The 18,038-nt window shown below is 70.4% G+C and carries 14 protein-coding genes; 12 read left to right on the top strand and 2 right to left on the bottom strand.

The window, feature by feature from the left end:
* Positions 1-109: 109 nt before the first annotated feature.
* The 3 genes from AB0M48_RS01225 to AB0M48_RS01215 all read left to right on the top strand — a co-directional run bounded on the left by AB0M48_RS01225 (position 110) and on the right by AB0M48_RS01215 (position 5,287).
* A complete protein-coding gene (locus AB0M48_RS01225; protein WP_363835136.1) occupies positions 110-802 on the top strand; it encodes an ABC transporter ATP-binding protein in 693 nt (230 codons plus the stop codon).
* A complete protein-coding gene (locus tag AB0M48_RS01220; protein WP_363835135.1) occupies positions 799-3,096 on the top strand; it encodes an FtsX-like permease family protein in 2,298 nt (765 codons plus the stop codon). Before AB0M48_RS01225 ends, AB0M48_RS01220 begins: the two co-directional genes overlap by 4 nt.
* Before the next feature lie 91 nt (positions 3,097-3,187).
* Positions 3,188-5,287 carry a penicillin acylase family protein gene (locus AB0M48_RS01215; RefSeq protein ID WP_363835133.1) on the top strand — a complete coding sequence of 700 codons (2,100 nt, stop codon included), beginning with the start codon at positions 3,188-3,190 and terminating at the stop codon, positions 5,285-5,287.
* Here the strand turns inward: AB0M48_RS01215 and AB0M48_RS01210 are convergent.
* Positions 5,265-6,050, bottom strand: coding sequence for a crotonase/enoyl-CoA hydratase family protein (locus AB0M48_RS01210; protein ID WP_363835132.1), 786 nt, complete (start codon positions 6,048-6,050; stop codon positions 5,265-5,267). The two genes, AB0M48_RS01215 and AB0M48_RS01210, sit on opposite strands and share 23 nt — an antisense overlap.
* A 55-nt stretch (positions 6,051-6,105) precedes the next feature.
* Between AB0M48_RS01210 and AB0M48_RS01205 the strand changes: the two genes are divergently transcribed.
* The 7 genes from AB0M48_RS01205 (at position 6,106) to AB0M48_RS01175 (ending at position 14,904) form a co-directional block, all read left to right on the top strand.
* The gene (locus tag AB0M48_RS01205) at positions 6,106-6,705 is read left to right on the top strand and encodes a sulfite oxidase-like oxidoreductase (protein WP_363835130.1); all 600 of its coding nucleotides are present in this window, start codon (positions 6,106-6,108) and stop codon (positions 6,703-6,705) included.
* Complete coding sequence (locus AB0M48_RS01200) at positions 6,675-7,415, top strand: ferredoxin reductase (RefSeq protein ID WP_363835129.1); 741 nt, start codon at positions 6,675-6,677, stop codon at positions 7,413-7,415. The genes AB0M48_RS01205 and AB0M48_RS01200 overlap by 31 nt, the downstream gene beginning before the upstream one ends.
* A gap of 13 nt (positions 7,416-7,428) precedes the next feature.
* On the top strand, positions 7,429-7,686 hold the full coding sequence (locus AB0M48_RS01195; RefSeq protein WP_363835128.1) for a DUF6510 family protein: 258 nt from the start codon (positions 7,429-7,431) through the stop codon (positions 7,684-7,686).
* Entirely contained in the window at positions 7,683-8,336 is a 654-nt protein-coding gene (locus tag AB0M48_RS01190) for an HAD-IA family hydrolase (RefSeq protein ID WP_363835126.1), read from the top strand. Before AB0M48_RS01195 ends, AB0M48_RS01190 begins: the two co-directional genes overlap by 4 nt.
* Before the next feature lie 129 nt (positions 8,337-8,465).
* Positions 8,466-11,558 (top strand): PA14 domain-containing protein, encoded by a 3,093-nt coding sequence (locus tag AB0M48_RS01185; RefSeq protein ID WP_363835124.1) that lies wholly within the window; start codon positions 8,466-8,468, stop codon positions 11,556-11,558.
* Positions 11,559-11,597: 39 nt separating this feature from the next.
* Complete coding sequence (locus AB0M48_RS01180; RefSeq protein WP_363835123.1) at positions 11,598-12,611, top strand: LacI family DNA-binding transcriptional regulator; 1,014 nt, start codon at positions 11,598-11,600, stop codon at positions 12,609-12,611.
* A gap of 94 nt (positions 12,612-12,705) precedes the next feature.
* The gene (locus AB0M48_RS01175) at positions 12,706-14,904 is read left to right on the top strand and encodes a discoidin domain-containing protein (protein WP_363835121.1); all 2,199 of its coding nucleotides are present in this window, start codon (positions 12,706-12,708) and stop codon (positions 14,902-14,904) included.
* A gap of 185 nt (positions 14,905-15,089) precedes the next feature.
* Here AB0M48_RS01175 and AB0M48_RS01170 read toward each other — a convergent pair whose 3' ends face one another.
* Positions 15,090-15,992, bottom strand: a complete 903-nt coding sequence (locus tag AB0M48_RS01170; RefSeq protein WP_363835119.1) for a DUF1996 domain-containing protein — start codon at positions 15,990-15,992, stop codon at positions 15,090-15,092.
* A gap of 181 nt (positions 15,993-16,173) precedes the next feature.
* On the opposite strand from AB0M48_RS01170, the gene AB0M48_RS01165 reads away from it, so the two are divergent.
* Both AB0M48_RS01165 and AB0M48_RS01160 read left to right on the top strand, forming a co-directional pair.
* On the top strand, positions 16,174-16,506 hold the full coding sequence (locus tag AB0M48_RS01165) for a discoidin domain-containing protein (protein ID WP_363835117.1): 333 nt from the start codon (positions 16,174-16,176) through the stop codon (positions 16,504-16,506).
* Complete coding sequence (locus AB0M48_RS01160) at positions 16,503-17,873, top strand: glycoside hydrolase family 2 TIM barrel-domain containing protein (protein ID WP_363835115.1); 1,371 nt, start codon at positions 16,503-16,505, stop codon at positions 17,871-17,873. Before AB0M48_RS01165 ends, AB0M48_RS01160 begins: the two co-directional genes overlap by 4 nt.
* The last annotated feature ends 165 nt before the right edge of the window (positions 17,874-18,038 follow it).

Genomic DNA, 18,038 nt, shown 5'->3' with positions numbered 1-18,038 from the left:
CGGCGCATCAAACCCCGGATGCAGGCCCTACACCCCTGGGATGACGTGCCGGTCGAGTTACCTCCGCAGACTGACGCCTCCGGACGCGTGGCTGAGCAGGATGGCCGCCATGCAGAACGCAGACGTCGTCGTCGAACTGACGAACGTGCGCAAGGAGTACAGCGACTCGACGGCGCTGGACGGGGTGTCGCTCACCGTCCGCGCCGGGGAGGCCGTCGCGGTGATGGGGCCGTCCGGCAGCGGCAAGTCCACGCTGCTGAACGTGATCGCGGGCCTCGACCGCCCGACGGCGGGCGAGGTCGTCGTGCACGGCACCGACCTAGGGAAGCTGAGCGAGACCGGCCTGGCGCTGTTCCGCCGCAGGGGCATCGGCATGATCTTCCAGTTCTTCAACCTGCTGGACGACCTCTCGGCACTCGACAACGTCGCCCTCGCCGCCCAGCTCACCGGCACCACGGCCGGTCAGGCCCGCAAACGCGCCATGGAACTGTTCGGGGAGCTCGGCATCTCCAGCCGCAGGAACGTCTACCCGGCGCAGCTCAGCGGCGGCGAACGGCAGCGCGTCGCGGTGGCGCGGGCGTTGATGAACCGCCCCGCCCTGCTGCTGGCCGACGAACCGACCGGCGCGCTCGACAGCAGGTCCGGCGAGCAGGTCATGGACCTGTTGCTGGACCTCAACCAGATCGGCCAGACGCTGCTGCTCGTCACCCACGACGAACGCCTCGCCACCCGCTGCGCGACGCGGCTGATCGAGGTCGCCGACGGCCGGATCGCCCGCGAGAACAGCCTGGAGCGGGCATGACCGCGGTGTGGTCGGCGGCCTGGGCGGCGGTGCGCCGGCGGAAGCTGCAGACGATCGTCATCGGCGTCGTGGTCTGCGCGGCGAGCGCGACGCTCGTGATGGCGCTCGGCCTGCTGGAAGCGGCGGCGGCGCCGTTCGACCGCGCCTTCGCCGCCCAGCAGGGCGCGCACCTCGCCGCCGAGTACGACTTGGACAAGGCGACCGGACTCTCGCACCCTGCCGCGCAAGCCACCGCGGGGCCGTTCCGGCAGGCCACTGTGGACACTTCGGCGGGGGAGGTCTTCCTGGGCTCGCTCACCGTCGCCGGGCGGGCGGATCCCGGTGGTCAGGTCGACCGCCTGTCGGTGTGGCAGGGCAGGTGGGCCACCGGTTCCGGCGAGATCGTCCTCAACCGCACACGGGGCGCGGAAGGCCGGATCGGCCTGGGCTTCCGGATCGCACCGCCCGGACGCCCGGTGCTGACCGTCGTCGGCTTCGCCCACTCGGTCACGGGATCCGCCGACGCCTGGGTCACGCCGGAGCAGGTCGAGGCGCTGCGACCGGACGCGGTGCAGGTGCTCTACCGGTTCGCCCAGGCCGGCACGGCCGCCGAGATGGCCACGGCGACGGCGAGCCTGCCGCGCGACGGGCTGCTCGGCACGCTCTCGCACCTCACCGTCAAGGACAAGGCGACCTCCGAGCTCGGCGTGTTCATCCCGTTCCTGATGATCTTCGGCATCCTCGGTCTGGCCGTCGCGATCCTGATCGTCGCCAACGTCGTGAGCGGCGCCGTCGTCGCGGGACTGCGGCACATCGGCATGCTCAAGGCGATCGGCTTCACCCCGAACCAGGTCATGGCCGTGTACCTGGTGATGGTCTCGATCCCGGCGGTCGCGGGCTGCGCGCTCGGCACGGTCGCGGGCAACCTCTTCGCCAAGCCGATCGTGCAGGACGCGGTGGAGGGCTTCGGCGTCGAGGAGCTGAGCTTCGCGCCGTGGGTGAACCTCGTCGCCGCGCTGGGCATGCCGGTCCTGGTGGCGTCGGCCGCGCTCGTCCCGGCCCTGCGCGCCCGTCGGCTCCCGGCGGCACGGGCGATCAGCGCGGGCACCACCACGCACACCGGGCGGGCACTCAGGATCCAGCGCTGGCTGAGCGGCACGAGGTTGCCGCGGTCGGTCAGCCTCGGTCTCGGGATGCCGTTCGCGCGCATCGGCCGCAGCGCGCTCACCCTGGCGTCGGTCGTGCTCGGTGTCATGATCGTGACGCTCGCGACCGGGCTGACCTCGTCGGTCACGGCGTACAACGACGGGGTCAGGCCCGACCGCACGGACCGGCTCGAGCTGATGGCCGGATCACCGCCGGGCGCGCCCGCACTCCGGCTGCCCGGTGAGGAACCGCCGGCGGCGAGGCTGAGCGACGCCGGGGACGAGGCGATGTTGCGCTCGCTGCCCGGTGCCGAGGCGGTGCTGGCCACGACCCGGCTCGACGCCGAGGTCGCGGGCGGCACCCAGGAGACGACGATCCTGTTCCACCGCGGGGACACGGTCTTCCGGCCTCGCGTGCTGTCCGGGCACTGGCCGGACGGTCCGGGTCAGGTCGTGGTGCCGTCGAGGTTCCTGAACCAGCGCGGGCTCGCCCTGAACGACACCATCACGGTGCAGGCGCAGGGGAACCGGACGCAGGTGCGGATCGCCGGGGTCGTGCTGACCAACAATGCCGACGAGATCTTCGCCGACTGGTCCGCGGTGGACGCTCTGGTGCCGGGTGCCCGGGCCGACACCTACCTCGTGCAGATGGCTCCCGGCACGGACCGCGGCACCTTCACCAGCGCGGTGCGGGCCGCCGATCCAGGACTGCGCGTCCTGCCGCCGCGCGACGGCACCTCCTCGACCGCCGTGATCATCATCAGCGCGTCCGTCGTGCTGACGCTGGTGCTGGGCGCCGTCGCGGCACTCGGGGTGTTCAACACCGTCGTGCTCAACGCCCGGGAACGGCGCCGCGACCTCGGCATGCTCAAGTCGATCGGCATGACACCGCGCCAGGTCACCGTGCTGCTCGTGACGTCGATGGGCGGCCTGGGGGTGCTCGGCGGTGTGGCCGGCGTGCCCATCGGCATCGCCGTGCACCGGCTCGTCGTGCCCGCGATGGCGCAGGCGGGCCAGGCCGACGCCGTCGACATCCTCATGAACGTCTACCACGCGCCGCTGCTCGCACTGCTGGCCCTCACCGGCGTCGTCATCGCCGTGCTGGGCGCCGTCGTACCGGCCAGGGGAGCGGCGCGGCTTTCGATCGCCACCGTCCTGCACAACGAATAGGGGGATCACAGTGCGCAGGTTCATCGCATTATCGCTTGTGATAGCAGGGATTCTGGCCACCAGTCCGCCCGCCGTCGCCGGTGGAGGCACGGTGATCAGACGGACGTCCTACGGCATCCCGCACGTGCTGGCCGCCGACTACCGCGGTGCGGGCCAAGGCCTCGGGTACGCGTTCGCCGAGGACAACGCCTGCGTGATGGCCGAGATCGTCGTGACGCTCGCGGCCGAGCGGTCCCGCTGGTTCGGGCCGGACAACGGGGACAGCGACCTCTACTACCAGCGGCTCAACCAGTCCGAGGTGGTCGAACGGCAACTGGCCCGCGGTCCGTCGAAGCAGGCACGCGATCTGGTGCGCGGTTACGTCGCCGGGTTCAACCGCTACCTCACCGAGAACGGCCTGCCCGCCGCCTGCAAGACGTACGCGCGGCCGATCACCGAGATCGACGTCTGGCGGCGCGTCCACCAGGTGGCGGGGCTGACCGGCGGCGAGGGGTTCCAGGAGCAACTCGTGTCGGCGCAGCCGCCCGGATCAGCGGTCACGGCGCCCGCCCGTGTCGCGACGGAACGCCCCGGCAGCAACGGCATCGCTCTCGGTCGTGACGCGACGGCGTCGGGCACCGGCATGGTGCTCGGCAACCCGCACTTCGACTGGGACGACACCTGGCGCTTCTACCAGCACCACCTCACGATCCCCGGCGAGCTGAACGTCAGCGGCGCCGGCCTGTACGGCCTGCCGCTCGTCAACATCGGCCACAACGACAAGCTCGGCTGGACCCACACGGCCTCCGAAGCGCAGACGATCACGCTCTCGAAGCTCACGCTCGTCCCCGGTGACCCGACCAGCTACGTCGTCGACGGCAAGGCGCACCGCATGATCGCCGAACAGGTCACCGCCGGCGGCACCACGAGAACCCTCTACCGCACCCCGGACGGCCCGGTGGTCGAGGACGACCGCGCGTTGCAGTGGACGGACACCAGCGCGTTCGTCCTGCGCGACGCCAACCACGGCAACCTGCAGGTCGTCGACCAGTGGCTCGCCATCGCCCGCGCCCGCAGCGTGCCCGACCTGCACAAGGCGCTCGTCCGGCACCAGGCCCTGCCGTGGGTCAACACGCTCGCCTCGGACGCCACCGGCACCGCCTACTACGGTGACGTCCAGGTGGTCCCGCACGTCACCGACGACCAGCGAACCCGTTGCGGTGTCAGCACACCCATCGGCCTGGTGGTCCTCGACGGCAGCCGGTCGGACTGCGGCTGGGGCACCGACCCCGACGCCGTGACACCGGGCAGGTTCGGCCCGGGCCGGTTGCCGCACCTGATCCGGCACGACCACGTGAGCAACATGAACGACAGCCCGTGGCTCGCCAACCCGGCCGCGCCGCTGACCGGCTACCCGTCCATCGTCGGCGACGTGGGCACCGAACGCTCCGCCCGCACCCGCATGGGTCTGGACATGATCGGCACCAACGACTTCACACTGTCCACTCTGGAATCCGCGATGGTCGGCAACCGCAACCTCACCGCCGAACAGGGCCGGGCCGCCGTCGTGGCGATGTGCCAGGCGAATCCTGCTCTGCCCGCGACCGACGGTCAGCCCGTGGACGTCCGCGCGGCCTGTGCGGCTCTGGCGGCCTGGCCCGGAACCGGTGACACCGGCGAAAGCAGCCGGGGCGCCTACTTCTGGCGTTCGTTCCTCGCGCTGACCGGCCGCCCCGGCACCGAGCTGTGGCAGGTGCCGTTCGACCCGGCCGACCCCGTCCACACCCCGCGCGGCATCAACGCGCACGACCCCGGCGTCCAGCGTGCCTTCGCCGACGCGGTGCGGATGTTCGCGGCCGCCGGAGTCGCGGTGGACGTGCCGCTCGACGCCGTGCAGCAGTACGAGGGCATCCCGATCCACGGGTGCCGTGGCCCGGAAGGCTGCTTCAACGTCATCTCGGTGCCCGGCCCGCCCCGGCCGGGCATGGCCCCCGAGATCCCGCACGGCTCCAGCTTCGTGATGGCGGTGGAGCTGACGAAGAACGGCCCGAGGATGAGTTCGATGCTCATCTACGGGCAGTCCGCGGACCCGGCCTCGCCGCACCACACCGACCAGGCCCGGCTGTACGCGAGGAAGCAGTGGGTCAAGGGGGAGTTCACCGAACGGGAGATCGCCGCCAATCCCGATCTCAGCGTTCGCCGTCTCCGCTGAACTGCCCGTGCCGTCCGGCGCCGCCCGCGAACCGGGCGGCGCCGGCCGCCCCTTCCCGCGCCACGATCGGCACCCCCGCCGCCCCTTCCGCCCGCAACGCGTCCGCCAGCGGCAGGTCCAGCCCGCCGTAGGTGGACGCCCGGTCGGCCAGCACGCACTCGAACGGGAACCCGGCGATCTGCTCAGCCAGCTCCAGCGCCGCCGCCACCGCCTGCCCCGGTTCGACCACCCGGTTCGCCAGCCCGATCGCCAGCGCCTCCTCGGCGTGCACCGGACGTCCGGTCAGGATCAGGTCCAACGCCCGCCCCAGCCCCACGATCCGGGGCAATCGCACGGTCCCGCCGTCGATCAACGGCACGCCCCACCGCCGGCAGAACACCCCGAACACCGCGTCGCTCTCGACCACCCGCAGGTCGGCCAGCAGTGCCAGCTCCAGCCCGCCCGCCACCGCATAGCCGCTGACGGCCGCGATCAACGGCTTGCTCAGCTGCAACCGGGTCGGCCCCATCGGCCCGGCCCCGCCCCCGGAAGGATCGAGCTCGTTGCGCCGGACCGGGTCACTGACGGAGGTCAGGTCCGCCCCGGCACAGAACGTCCCGCCTTCGCCGGCGAGCACCGCCACCCGTTGCGACGGGTCCGCCTCGAACGCCAGGAAGGCGTCCCGCAGCTCGGCGGCCATCGGCCCGTCGACCGCATTGCGCCGGTCCGGGCGATTCATCCTGATCAACGTCGTCGTGCCGGTGATCTCGACCCTGACGTCCATGTGACCTCCGTGATCAGCAGTGGCGAACGGCGCGCCGCTGGCGTGTACTGACACGATGCCAATCGTCTCTCCCGGTTTCACCGGGCGACGCCAGTCACCGGACGTGCGGTTGCCGCCCGGTCAGTACCTGGCGGAGGACTTCCCCGTCCTCACGGCGGGGCCGACGCCGCGCGTGCCGACCGACCGGTGGCAGTTCAGGATCAACACCGAGGCCGGTCAGCGGTACGACTGGTCGTGGCAGCAGCTGATGGAGCTGCCCGCGGAGAAGATCACGACGGACATCCACTGCGTCACCAAGTGGTCCAAGCTCGGCACCCGCTGGAAGGGCGTCTCGCTGGACGTGCTGCTGGAGGACGTCGAGACGGCCGCCGACTTCGCGCTCGTCCAGTCCTACGGCGGCTACACCACGAACCTGCCGCTCGAGGACCTGATCGACGGCCAGGCGTGGATCGCGTACCGCTACGACGGCGACGAGCTCACGCCCGAACACGGCGGGCCGGCGCGGTTGCTGGTGCCGCACCTGTACTTCTGGAAGTCGGCGAAGTGGGTCCGCGGGATCCAGTTGCTGCTGGAGGACGAACCCGGCTTCTGGGAAAGCGCGGGCTACCACGACTACGGAGACCCATGGCGCGAGCAGCGGTATCAGGGCGACTGAACTGGCGGGAGGCCGAACTGGCCGAGGCCACCGACATCACCAAGAGCGCGCGCAGCCTGGTGTTCGACGTGCCCGGCTGGCCCGGGCACCTGCCGGGCCAGCACGTCGACGTGCGCCTGACCGCCGAGGACGGTTACTCGGTGCAGCGCAGCTACTCGATCTCCTCCGCGCCGGACGGGGAGCGGTTCGAGCTGAGCGTGCAGCGGGTCGAGGACGGCGAGGTGTCGCCGTACCTGTGCGACGTGCTCTCGCCCGGCGACCGGATCGAGCTGCGCGGCCCGGTCGGCGGCTGGTTCGTCTGGCGCGCGGCCGACCAGGCACCGGTCACGCTCGTGGCGGGCGGATCGGGCATCGCACCGTTGATGGCGATGATCCGCACGCGGGCCGCGGAGGGCAGCAGGGTGCCGTTCCGGCTGATCTACTCGGTGCGCACGCCCGAGGACGTCTACTACGCCGACGAACTGCGGCGGCGCGCGCGTGAGGACAGTGGCCTCGACGTCCACGTCGTGCACACCCGCCAGGCCCCGGAAGGCTCTGCGCAACCACCTGGGCGCCTCGGCCTGGCCACGCTCAACACCCACGCATGGCCGGCCGACTTCACCCCGAACGTCTTCGTGTGCGGGCCGACCGGGTTCGTCGAGACGGTGTCCGACATCTTCGTGGCGCTGGGCCACGACCCGCGGCGCGTCCGCACCGAACGCTTCGGCTGACAGGAGAGCACCGATGAGCCATGTGGACGGGAACGCGCTGGCGGGAGACCTCCGCGAGATCTTCGCGGTGGACCTGACCGCCGCGACCGGGCAGTGCTCTAGCTGCGGCTACAAAGGTCCGGTGGCGAGCCTGCGCGTCTACCAGAGCGCTCCGGGCACCGTGGCGCGCTGCCCGCACTGCGAGGAGGTCGTGTTGCGGCTGGTCCGGGGACGCGACCGCGCGTGGCTGGACCTGCGCGGCACGGTGAGCCTGGAGATCCCGCTGCCGTGAGTGCAACGACGAACCTGGCCTGCCGGGCGGTGCTGTTCGACATGGACGGCGTGCTGACCGACTCGACGGTCGCCGCCGAACGCGCGTGGACGCAGTGGGCGCACGAGTTCGGCGTCGACCCGGCTGAGGTCCTGTGCGGCCTGCACGGCCGTCGTGCCGCGGACACCGTCCGCCTGCACGTGCCCGCCTCCGCGCAGGCCGGCGCGCTGCGGCGGATCAACGAGATCGAGGTCGCCGACGCCGGCTCGACCGCCCCGATCCCCGGAGCCCGCGAGCTGCTGGACTCGTTGCCGGGCAACTGGGCCGTGGTCACGTCCGCTCCGCCCGAACTGCTCACGGTCCGGCTGGCCGCGGTGGGGATCCCGTTGCCGTCGGTGGTCATCAACGGCGACGACGTGACGCGCGGCAAGCCCGACCCCGAGGGTTATCTGAAGGCCGCGGACAAGCTCGGGCTGCCGATCGGTGAGTGCGTCGTCTTCGAGGACAGCGGCAACGGGGTCGCCGCGGGTCTCGCCGCCGGGGCCGCCACCGTGGTCGGTGTCGGCACCGGCGCCCTGCAGACACCCGCACCCGTCGTCGGGCCTGACCTGCGGGCCGTCCGGTGGACCGGGCACGGCATCGAGGTGACCGAGGACCTCCGCGTTTCGTGACGTCCCAGAAACCTGTCCGGTTTGACATGCCCGATACCTCCGTTCGGCCGTAGCCCGGCCTCCGAGCCGTGTGCGTGGATGTATGGGAGCGCTCTTACAACGTTGTAAAAACGAAGGGGATCTTCGCTGATGAAGAAAACCGCCCCCGTACTCGTCGCGCTGCTGCTGGCGCTGGGCATAGCGCCCGGCACGCCGTCCGCGGGTGCCGCCGAGCCCGTGCACGGTCTGAAGGGCGAGTACTTCAGCATGTCGGCACCGGGCGCGCGGGACTTCGCGACCCTGGGCGGCACCGTGCTCGACGCCGACGTGAACCACGGTGACCTGACCGGTGTGTTCGGGTTCCTGAACGGCCGCACCGAGCACACGACCGCGCGGTGGACCGGGCAGATCGCGGTGCCGCAGACCGGCGACTACACGTTCCACGCCGTCGGGGACAACGGGTTCCGGCTGCTGATCGACGGCAAGCCGGTGATCGACCACTGGGTGCCGGACTGGGACCGCGAGCAGACCAGCGCGCCGGTGACGCTCACCGCCGGGCGCCAGTACGACTTCCGGCTGGAGATGTTCCAGGACGTCGGCGGCGCCAACATGTTCCTGCGCTGGTCGAGCGCGACCACGCCCAAGCAGATCGTGCCGGAGTCCGCGTTCACGCCGCCGGCCGGCTTCCAGGTCGTGCCGCGCACGGCCGGGGTCTCGAAGGACGGCCGGACCCTCACCGCGGAGTTCGACGGCCGGATCTCGGGCACGTCGGACCTGAAGGACCACCTGCGGATCGACGTCGACGCGACGCCGATGCCGATCTCGGTCGTCACGACGAGCCGCAACCGCCTCACCATCCGGCTGGCCGAGGAAGTGCTGAAGGGCCAACGGGTCCGCATCTACTACGACGGCGCCGGCGCGCTCGCGGTCGACGGCAAGAAGGTCGAGAAGACCGCGCGCACGGTCGGCAACGTCTCCACGGAACGGCTCAGGACGCCGTGGGGCGAGAACGTCGACACGCGCAACCCGTTGCCGGAGTACCCGAGGCCGCAGCTGGAACGCGACAAGTGGCTCAACCTCAACGGCCCCTGGGAGTTCGCGGCCGCCAAGGCCGGCGAGCAGCCGGTGTTCGGGAAGAAGCTGCGCGAGAAGGTCGTCGTGCCCTACCCGATCGAGTCGCAGCTCTCCGGGCTCGAACGGCACGAGGACCACATGTTCTACCGCCGCACGGTCAGCGTTCCGCACGACTGGCGGATCGGGTCCGGGCAACGGCTGAAGCTCCACTTCGGCGCGGTTGACTACCACGCGAAGGTCTGGGTGAACGGCACGCTCGTCGCCGAGCACACCGGCGGCTACACGGCGTTCAGCGCGGACATCACCGACGTGCTCAAGCGCGGTGAGCAGGAGATCGTCGTCGCGGTCACCGACACCACCGGCCCGCACCAGCCCAAGGGCAAGCAGTCGCCCAACCCCAGCGGCATCTTCTACACGCCGTCGTCGGGCATCTGGCAGACCGTGTGGATGGAACCGGTGGCCGACAAGGGGATCGACGAGATCAGGACGACCCCGGACCTCGCCACCAGCTCGCTGGCCGTCGAGGTCAGGTCCGCCGGCACCGCCACCGTCACCGCGGTCGCCAGGGACGCCAAGGGCAAGCAGGTCGGCACCGTCACCGGACCGGCCAACACCAAGCTGACGCTGCCGGTGCCGAACCCGCACCTGTGGACGCCGGACGACCCGTACCTGTACAAGCTCGACGTCACGCTCGGCAAGGACAAGGTCAAGAGCTACTTCGGCATGCGGTCCACCGGGATCGCGAACGTCGGCGGCACGCCGAAGCTGACGCTCAACGGCCAGCCGATCTTCTCGCTGATGCAGCTGGACCAGGGCTTCTACCCGGACGGCCTGAACACGGCGCCGAGTGATGAGGCGCTGATCTTCGACCTGAAGGCGCAGAAGGACCTCGGCTTCAACTCCGTCCGCAAGCACATCAAGGCCGAACCCGCCCGCTGGTACTACCACGCGGACCGGCTGGGACTGCTGGTGTGGCAGGACTTCGTGTCGGTCGAGGACGGCAGCAACCCGACGGCCCAGCAGGCTTTCCTCAAGGAGAGCCGCGAGTTGATGCAGCAGATGCACAACCACCCGTCGATCTACGCGTGGATCGTGTTCAACGAGGGATGGGGCGAGTGGGACCGCACCGTCACCGGCCAGATCACCGACGACGTCAAGGCGGCCGACCCGAGCCGGATCGTCAGCGCGCACAGCGGCGTGAACTGCTGCGCCTCCAAGGGCGACAGCGGCAAGGGCGACGTCATCGACCACCACGACTACAACAACACCGACCCGGCCCGTCCGGACGGCAAGCGCGTCGTGATGGACGGCGAGCACGGCGGCTTCACGCTGCGCACGCCGGGACACCAGTGGCCCGGTGCGCCGATCGCCATCTACAGCGGCGTGCCGGACAAGGCGGCGCTGACGGCGAAGTACGTCGACAACACCCGCACGTTCTACCTGGGCCAGGCGCGCCAGGAGATGTCCGCGTCGGTCTACACGCAGGTCACCGACCTGGAGGGCGAGCTCAACGGCCTGTGGACCTACGACCGCAAGCGCATCAAGGTCGATCCCGGTCCCGTCCGCGAGATCAACCGGCGGGTGATCGAGGCCGGGGCGAACGCGGGCAAGCCGTACCCGTACGCGGGCAGCGGCGAGTGGAAGCTGAACGAGACCACGGGAACGACGGCGAAGGACTCGAGTGGCCGCAACCCGCTGACGCTCAGCCCGACCGGCGCCACCTGGAAGGACGGCGCGCTGGAACTCCGCAACGGCTCGGCGGACACCTACGGCCCGGTCGTCGACACGACCAAGGACTACTCGGTGTCCGCGAAGGTGCGGCTGGACGAACTGCCCGGCAACTACGCCTCCGCGGTGAGCCAGGACGGTCGTCAGGCGGAGAACCCCTTCTACCTGCAGTACGGCCAGGGCGCGTTCGCGTTCAGCACGCCCGGTGGCAACCGGGCCCGCTACGAGATCACGCCGGAGATCGGCCGCTGGTACGAACTGAAGGGCGAGCGGAAGGCCGGCGAGATCCGGCTCTACCTCGACGGCGCGCTGGTCGCCACGGCACCGGCGGGACCGGCCATCGAGAGCACCGGCGCGTTCGCGGTGGGACGAGCCAAGTACAACGGCCAGAACGTGGACTTCTGGCGAGGTGCGATCAAGGACGTGGTCGTCACCTCATGATGTTGGGAGAACGCTCTCCTGACGTGGTACAACCGGTGCATGAGCAGGGTCGCACCCACGTTGGAGGACGTCGCCAGAGTCGCGGGCGTGTCCCGCGCGACGGTGTCCCGGGTCGTCAACGGGACGCGCAACGTCGATCCTGAGCTCCAGGAGACGGTGCGCAACGCGATCGAGCAGACCGGGTACACGCCCAACCGCGTGGCCCGGTCTCTCGTCACGCGCCGCACCGGCACGGTCGCGCTGGTGATCTCCGGCGCGGGCGGGGGATCGGACGTGTTCACCGACCCGTTCTTCGGCCGGGTGACGGCGGGGGTGGTCGACTTCCTGCGCGGCCACAGCGTGCACCCGGTGCTCATGCTCGCCGACTCCGACCCAGCGCGGACCGAGGTCGTCGAGTTCCTCAGACAGGGCAGCGCCGACGGCGCGCTGCTGGTGTCCACGCACCCGGCCGACCCGCTGCCCCCGCGGTTGCTCGAAGCCGGTGTCCCCTCGGTGCTCTACGCGCGGCCCGGCAGGCCGATGCCGATCGGCTACGTCGACATGGACCACCGCGCGGGCGGGCGGCTGGCCGCGGACCACCTGGTCGCGGCGGGGCGGTACAACATCGCCACCATCTCCGGCCCGATGGACGTGCTGGCGAGCCAGGACCGGCACGCCGGCTTCCGCGACGCCATGGCCCGCCACGGGTTCCCGTACGTCCCGACCGCCGAGGGCGGCTTCACCGCCGAGAGCGGCGCGGCCGCGATGCACCGGCTCCTCACCGAGTGCCCCGACCTCGACGCCGTGTTCGCCGCGAACGACCTGATGGCGCAGGCGGCCGTGGACGTGCTGCTGGAGCACGGGCTGCGCGTGCCGGAGGACGTCGCCGTGGTCGGGTTCGACGACAGCGCGCCGGCCCTGGCCTGCCGCCCGCAGCTCACCACGATCCGGCAGCCGGTGGAGCGCATGGCCGCTCAGATGGCCGACCTGTTGCTCGCGGAGCTGGAAAAACCGGGACAACGGCCGAGATCCGTCATCTTCGAACCGGAACTCGTCGTACGGGCCTCTGCCTGATTGACCTGTTCGACACCCGGCGTTAACGTCCCTTGGGAGAGCGCTCTCACGCCCCTGTCCAAGGCTTTCAGCCCTTCCCCCGTCAGGCAGGACCATGGGCTCAACCCTGTCCAGGGCCGCCGCGTTCACCGCTGCCGCTCTGTGTCTCGTGACCACGATCAGCGTCACCTCCCAAGCCGGAGCCGCCGCGTGCGGCACCTCCAACGTCGCTCTCAACCGGCCCGCCACCGCGTCCTCGACGGAGAACGGCGGCACGCCCGCGTCTGCCGCGGTCGACGGCAACGCGGGTACGCGCTGGTCGTCGCAGTTCTCCGACCCGCAGTGGCTGCAGGTCGACCTCGGCTCCACGCAGGAGGTCTGCCGCGTCTCCCTGAGCTGGGAAGGCGCGTACGGCAAGGCCTTCCAGGTCCAGGTGACCGACAACGCCGCGGACTCCGGCTCGTGGCGCACCGTCTACTCGACCACCACCGGCACCGGTGGCACGCAGTCCGTCGACGTCACCGGGTCCGGCCGCTACCTGCGCGTGCTGGGCACCCAGCGCGGCACGGGCTACGGCTATTCCCTGTGGGAGCTGGGAGTCTTCACCACCACGCCCGACACCCCCGGCGTCACGCCGACGGACCCGCGCAACCCGGACTTCGGCCCGAACGTGCACGTCTACGGTCCGGGTTCGTCGCAGTCGGAGATGCAGTCGCGGCTCGACTCGATCTCGGCGCAGATGAAGACCAACCAGTTCGGTCCGCAGCGGCACGCCGTGCTGTTCAAGCCCGGCAGCTACAACGCCGACGTCAACCTCCGGTTCTACACGCAGATCGTCGGTCTGGGGCTGATGCCGGACGACGTGAACATCAACGGCCACATCCGCGTCGAGGCCGACTGGCTGCAGCAGGGCAACGACCCGAACAACCTCGGCAACGCCACGCAGAACTTCTGGCGCGGCACCGAGAACCTCTCGGTCACGCTGCCTCCCGGTCAGATCGAGCGCTGGGCCGTCTCGCAGGCCACCGCGTACCGGCGGATGCACCTGCGCGGCCAGGCACACCTGTGGAACGGCTACGACGGCTGGGCCAGCGGTGGCCTGATCGTGGACAGCAAGATCGACGGCGTGACCGTGTCCGGTTCGCAGCAGCAGTTCCTGACCCGCAACAGCAACCTCGTCGGCGGCTGGTCCGGTTCGGTGTGGAACATGGTGTTCGCCGGCACGCAGGGCGCACCGCCCAACCACTTCCCGAACCCGTCGCACACGACCGTGGACACCTCGCCGGTGACGCGGGAGAAGCCGTACCTGTACTTCGACAACTCCGGTGAGTACCGGGTCTTCCTGCCCGCGCTGCGCCAGAACTCGCGCGGCACGAGCTGGGAGAACGGCAACCCCGGCACGTCCGTGTCGCTCGCGGACTTCTTCATCGTCAAGCCCGGCACGCCGGCCGCGACGATCAACGCCGCGCTGGCGCAGGGCAAGCACCTGCTGCTCACGCCGGGCATCCACCAGCTGGACGACACGATCCGGGTGACCCGCCCGAACACCGTCGTGCTGGGCCTAGGCCTCGCGACGCTGACGCCGACCACGGGTAGGGCCGCGCTCACGACGTCCGATGTGGACGGTGTCAGGCTGGCCGGGTTCCTGGTCGACGCCGGCGTGCAGAACTCCCCGGTGCTGCTGGAGGTCGGCGACTCCAGCGCGAACTCGCACGCGGCCAACCCGACCTCGCTGCACGACGTGTACCTGCGCGTCGGCGGGTCGCAGGCGGGCAAGGCGACGGTCAGCATGCGCGTCAACAGCCGCAACACGATCATCGACCACACCTGGGTGTGGCGGGCCGACCACGGCGCGGGCGTCAGCTGGACCGCGAACCCCGGCCAGAACGGCGTGGTCGTCAACGGCGACAACGTGATCGCGTACGGGTTGTTCGTGGAGCACTACCAGCAGCACAACCTGATCTGGAACGGCAACGGCGGCCGCGTCTACCTGTACCAGAACGAGCTGCCGTACGACCCGCCGAACCAGGCCGCGTGGATGAACGGGTCCAAGCGGGGCTGGGCCGGCTACAAGGTCGCCGACTCGGTGACGACGCACGAGGCGTTCGGTGTCGGTGTGTACGCCTTCAACCAGGCCGATCCGAGCATCGTGACGGACAACGGCTTCGAGGCGCCGAACCGCTCGGGAGTCCGGTTCACGCACCTCGTGACGGTGTCACTGGGTGGCGTGGGCACGATCGCCAACGTCATCAACGGCACGGGCGGGCAGGCGGACCTGGCGAACCAGGTCCGGTACGTCGTGAACTACCCCTGACCGAGCGTGCTGAGCTGATCCCTGCGGGGTGACTCGACGGACGCCGCGACCTCCTTGGTCGCGGCGTCCGTTCCGTTCTCCTGTGGTCCTGAGTGCTGCTGCGACCCAGGCGCACCCCGCGAACAGCGGCAACGCGGAAACACCCCAGGGCACGCGCCGCCCTGGGGTGCATGAGGCGAGGAGCCTCACCGCGGCAATCGGTAGTCCGGTCCCAGTGCGGCGCCTCGATTCGGCTTGTACAGGTCGAACCCGCGCGGATCGCACTGCAGCCCGCCGTTGATGCAGTGGCGGACCAGCGCGGCCTGCGTGGGCGCGTCCCAGGCGTTCATGAAGTCGTAGTGCCAGGTGTACCCGCGCCCGCTGGAGAGCCGCACGCGGGACATGTCACCGGACACCGGGAACGCCATCTTGAACTCGATCATCGGCACCGCGACCGGGTGGCTCGGCGGGCAGACCAGCGTCGCGCGGTCCGGGTAGGCCATGTGCGACTTGTGGTCCGCCGAGTCGAGGTCGCGGCCGTTCCAGCAACTCGGGGCCTGGTAACGGATGTTGAGCTGCGTACCGGGCGGGCAGTACGCCGGGATGTCCCAGTTGTGGAAGCTGTCGCCGCACTCCCAGCCCTCGACCGCGCCGGGCGCGGTGCGGAACTGCTCCTGCGTCGCCGCGGGACTGCCGACCACGAACCGGATGCCCGGCGGGAACGGCACGACGTCCTGGTACCTCAGGATCCCGGACTTGTAGTAGATGACCTGCGGGAAGTCCGGCGGGACGATCTGGTCGCCGTTGACGACCGACGGGAACCAGTACGCGGACTTGTCGTCGGGCGTCCTGCAGTTGGTCTGCCCTGCCTTGAGCGAGTCGTTGGTGCTGCTCGCTTTCGTGGACTGGTTGCCGAGGAACGTGTGCATGTGCGACGCGCCCGGAAGTCCCGGGAAGACGATCGGGTCGTCCGGGAGGTGGGTCGTGACCGAGCAGTTCGCCTGGAACTCGTGGTGCGTGACCAGGTCGTCGGCCTGAGCCGAGTCGGTCACGACCACGGCCGCCACCAGGGCGGCCGTCATCGTCAACGCGCTGAGTTTTCTGGACACCTTTGTCCTCCTGCCGAGTGGGGAACCGGCTTGGAGAGCGCTCTCCCACCCAGCGTCCCGCTCGTCCTCGCGAGGTGTCAAGACCGGTTCTTTTGACACTGCCGACGTCTGGTCGTACCGTCGGCGGCAGGGTTGTGAGAGCGCTCTCCTCACACATCCCTACTTCGTGGCAGGAGGCGCAATGGCTCGCGTCCGCTCCATCTGCACGGTGGTCGCCGTGCTCCTCGGCTTCGCGGTGGTCCCGGCACAGGCCGCCCCCACCCTGCTCTCCCAGGGCAAACCCGCCCTCGCCTCGTCAACCGAGAACAGCGGCACGCCCGCGTCGGCCGCGGTCGACGGCAACGGTGACACCCGCTGGTCCAGCGAGTGGAGCGCCCCGCAGTGGTTGCGCGTCGATTTCGGCGCCTCCGCGACGCTCAGCAGGGTCGAGCTCGACTGGGAGGGCGCCTACGCGACGGTGTTCGAGATCCAGGTCTCGGCCGACGGCGACGCGTGCAGCCGATCCGTTCGGTGACCGGGTCCACCGGCGGCAGGCAGGGTTACGACGTCACCGGCACCGGTCGCTTCGTCCGGGTGAACGCCACCCAGCGCGCCAACGGGTACGGCGTCTCGCTGTGGGAGTTCCGGGTCTACGGCACGCAGGGCGTCGGACCGGGAAGTGGTGTGCACGTCACCGGGTCGCAGGGCAACTGGCAGCTCACGGTCGACGGCCGGCCGTGGGTCGTGAAGGGCCTGACCTGGGGGCCGCCCGCCGCCGACGCTGCGCGGTACATGCCGGAGCTGAAGTCCATGGGCGTCAACACGTTGCGGACCTGGGGCACGGACGCCTCGACCCGCCCGCTGCTCGACGCGGCCGCGTCCCACGGCTTGCGCGTGATCAACGGCTTCTGGCTGCAGCCCGGCGGTGGTCCCGGTTCCGGCGGTTGCGTGAACTACGTGACGGACGCCCCGTACAAGGCGGACATGCTCGGGCAGATCCGCCAGTGGGTCACCACCTACAGGGACCACCCCGGTGTCCTGATGTGGAACGTCGGCAACGAGTCCATCCTCGGTCTGCAGAACTGCTACTCCGGCACGGAACTGGAGAACCAGCGCGTCGCGTACGCCCGCTACCTGAACGAGGCGGCGCGGGTGATCCACGCCATCGACACGAACCACCCGGTGACGAACACCGACGCGTGGACCGGTGCGTGGGTGTACCTCAAGGCGCACACGCCCGACCTCGACCTGTACTCCGTCAACTCCTACGGCAACGTCTGCCAGGTGCGGCAGGACTGGATCTCCGGCGGCTACACCAAGCCGTACGTCCTCACCGAGGCCGGGCCGGCGGGGGAGTGGGAGGTGCCGAACGACGCCAACGGCGTGCCGGCCGAGCCGACCGACCTGCAGAAGCGCGACGGCTACACCCAGGCCTGGAACTGCATCACCGGCCACACCGGAGTGTCCTTCGGCGGCACGCTCTTCCACTACGGCACGGAGTACGACTTCGGCGCGGTCTGGTTCAACCTCACCCCCGCGGGCAAGAAGCGGCTCTCGTTCTACTCGGTCCAGCGCGCGTTCGGCGGCGCCACTCCCGCCAACACCCCGCCGGTGATCTCCGCGATGACCGTGCCCCGGACCGTCGCGGCCGGTGCGCCGCTGACCGTCGACGTTACCGCGGCCGATCCCGACGGCGACGCCCTCGCGTGGTCGGCCGCGTTCAACAGCAAGTACATCGACAACAGCGGTGGCCTTGCGGGAACGCCCGTGCGGGTCGGCGGGAACAGGCTCACCGTCACCGCCCCGGACCGGCTCGGCGTGTGGAAGGTCTACGTCATGGCCGAGGACGGGCGCGGCAACACCGGCATCGAGACCCGCTCGGTGCGGGTCGTGGCGCCGTAGCCGTCCGGCGTCCGCCGGCGTTGAGCTACACCAGTTCCACGAACACGACCACGCCTTCCGCCGGCTCGAAGGCGCTGGTGCTGACCAGATCGCCGTGACGAACCCGCCCGTGGCCGCGCTCCCACCACAGGGTCGGGGGGGGCAGCGACCGCCCCACACACAGGG

It is taken from the genome of Lentzea sp. NPDC051208, assembly GCF_040682435.1.
GTDB lineage: Bacteria > Actinomycetota > Actinomycetes > Mycobacteriales > Pseudonocardiaceae > Lentzea > Lentzea kristufekii.
This window is presented reverse-complemented; position numbering and strand designations above follow the sequence as displayed.

Excerpts from the sequence above, each read along its gene's own strand:
- AB0M48_RS01180 (WP_363835123.1), top strand. The coding sequence starts at position 11,598 with ATGAGCAGGGTCGCACCCACGTTGGAGGACGTCGCCAGAGTCGCGGGC.
- AB0M48_RS01225 (WP_363835136.1), top strand. The coding sequence starts at position 110 with ATGCAGAACGCAGACGTCGTCGTCGAACTGACGAACGTGCGCAAGGAG.
- AB0M48_RS01210 (WP_363835132.1), bottom strand. The coding sequence starts at position 6,050 with ATGGACGTCAGGGTCGAGATCACCGGCACGACGACGTTGATCAGGATG.
- AB0M48_RS01205 (WP_363835130.1), top strand. The coding sequence starts at position 6,106 with ATGCCAATCGTCTCTCCCGGTTTCACCGGGCGACGCCAGTCACCGGAC.
- AB0M48_RS01195 (WP_363835128.1), top strand. The coding sequence starts at position 7,429 with ATGAGCCATGTGGACGGGAACGCGCTGGCGGGAGACCTCCGCGAGATC.
- AB0M48_RS01185 (WP_363835124.1), top strand. The coding sequence starts at position 8,466 with ATGAAGAAAACCGCCCCCGTACTCGTCGCGCTGCTGCTGGCGCTGGGC.
- AB0M48_RS01220 (WP_363835135.1), top strand. The coding sequence starts at position 799 with ATGACCGCGGTGTGGTCGGCGGCCTGGGCGGCGGTGCGCCGGCGGAAG.
- AB0M48_RS01175 (WP_363835121.1), top strand. The coding sequence starts at position 12,706 with ATGGGCTCAACCCTGTCCAGGGCCGCCGCGTTCACCGCTGCCGCTCTG.
- AB0M48_RS01200 (WP_363835129.1), top strand. The coding sequence starts at position 6,675 with ATGGCGCGAGCAGCGGTATCAGGGCGACTGAACTGGCGGGAGGCCGAA.
- AB0M48_RS01165 (WP_363835117.1), top strand. The coding sequence starts at position 16,174 with ATGGCTCGCGTCCGCTCCATCTGCACGGTGGTCGCCGTGCTCCTCGGC.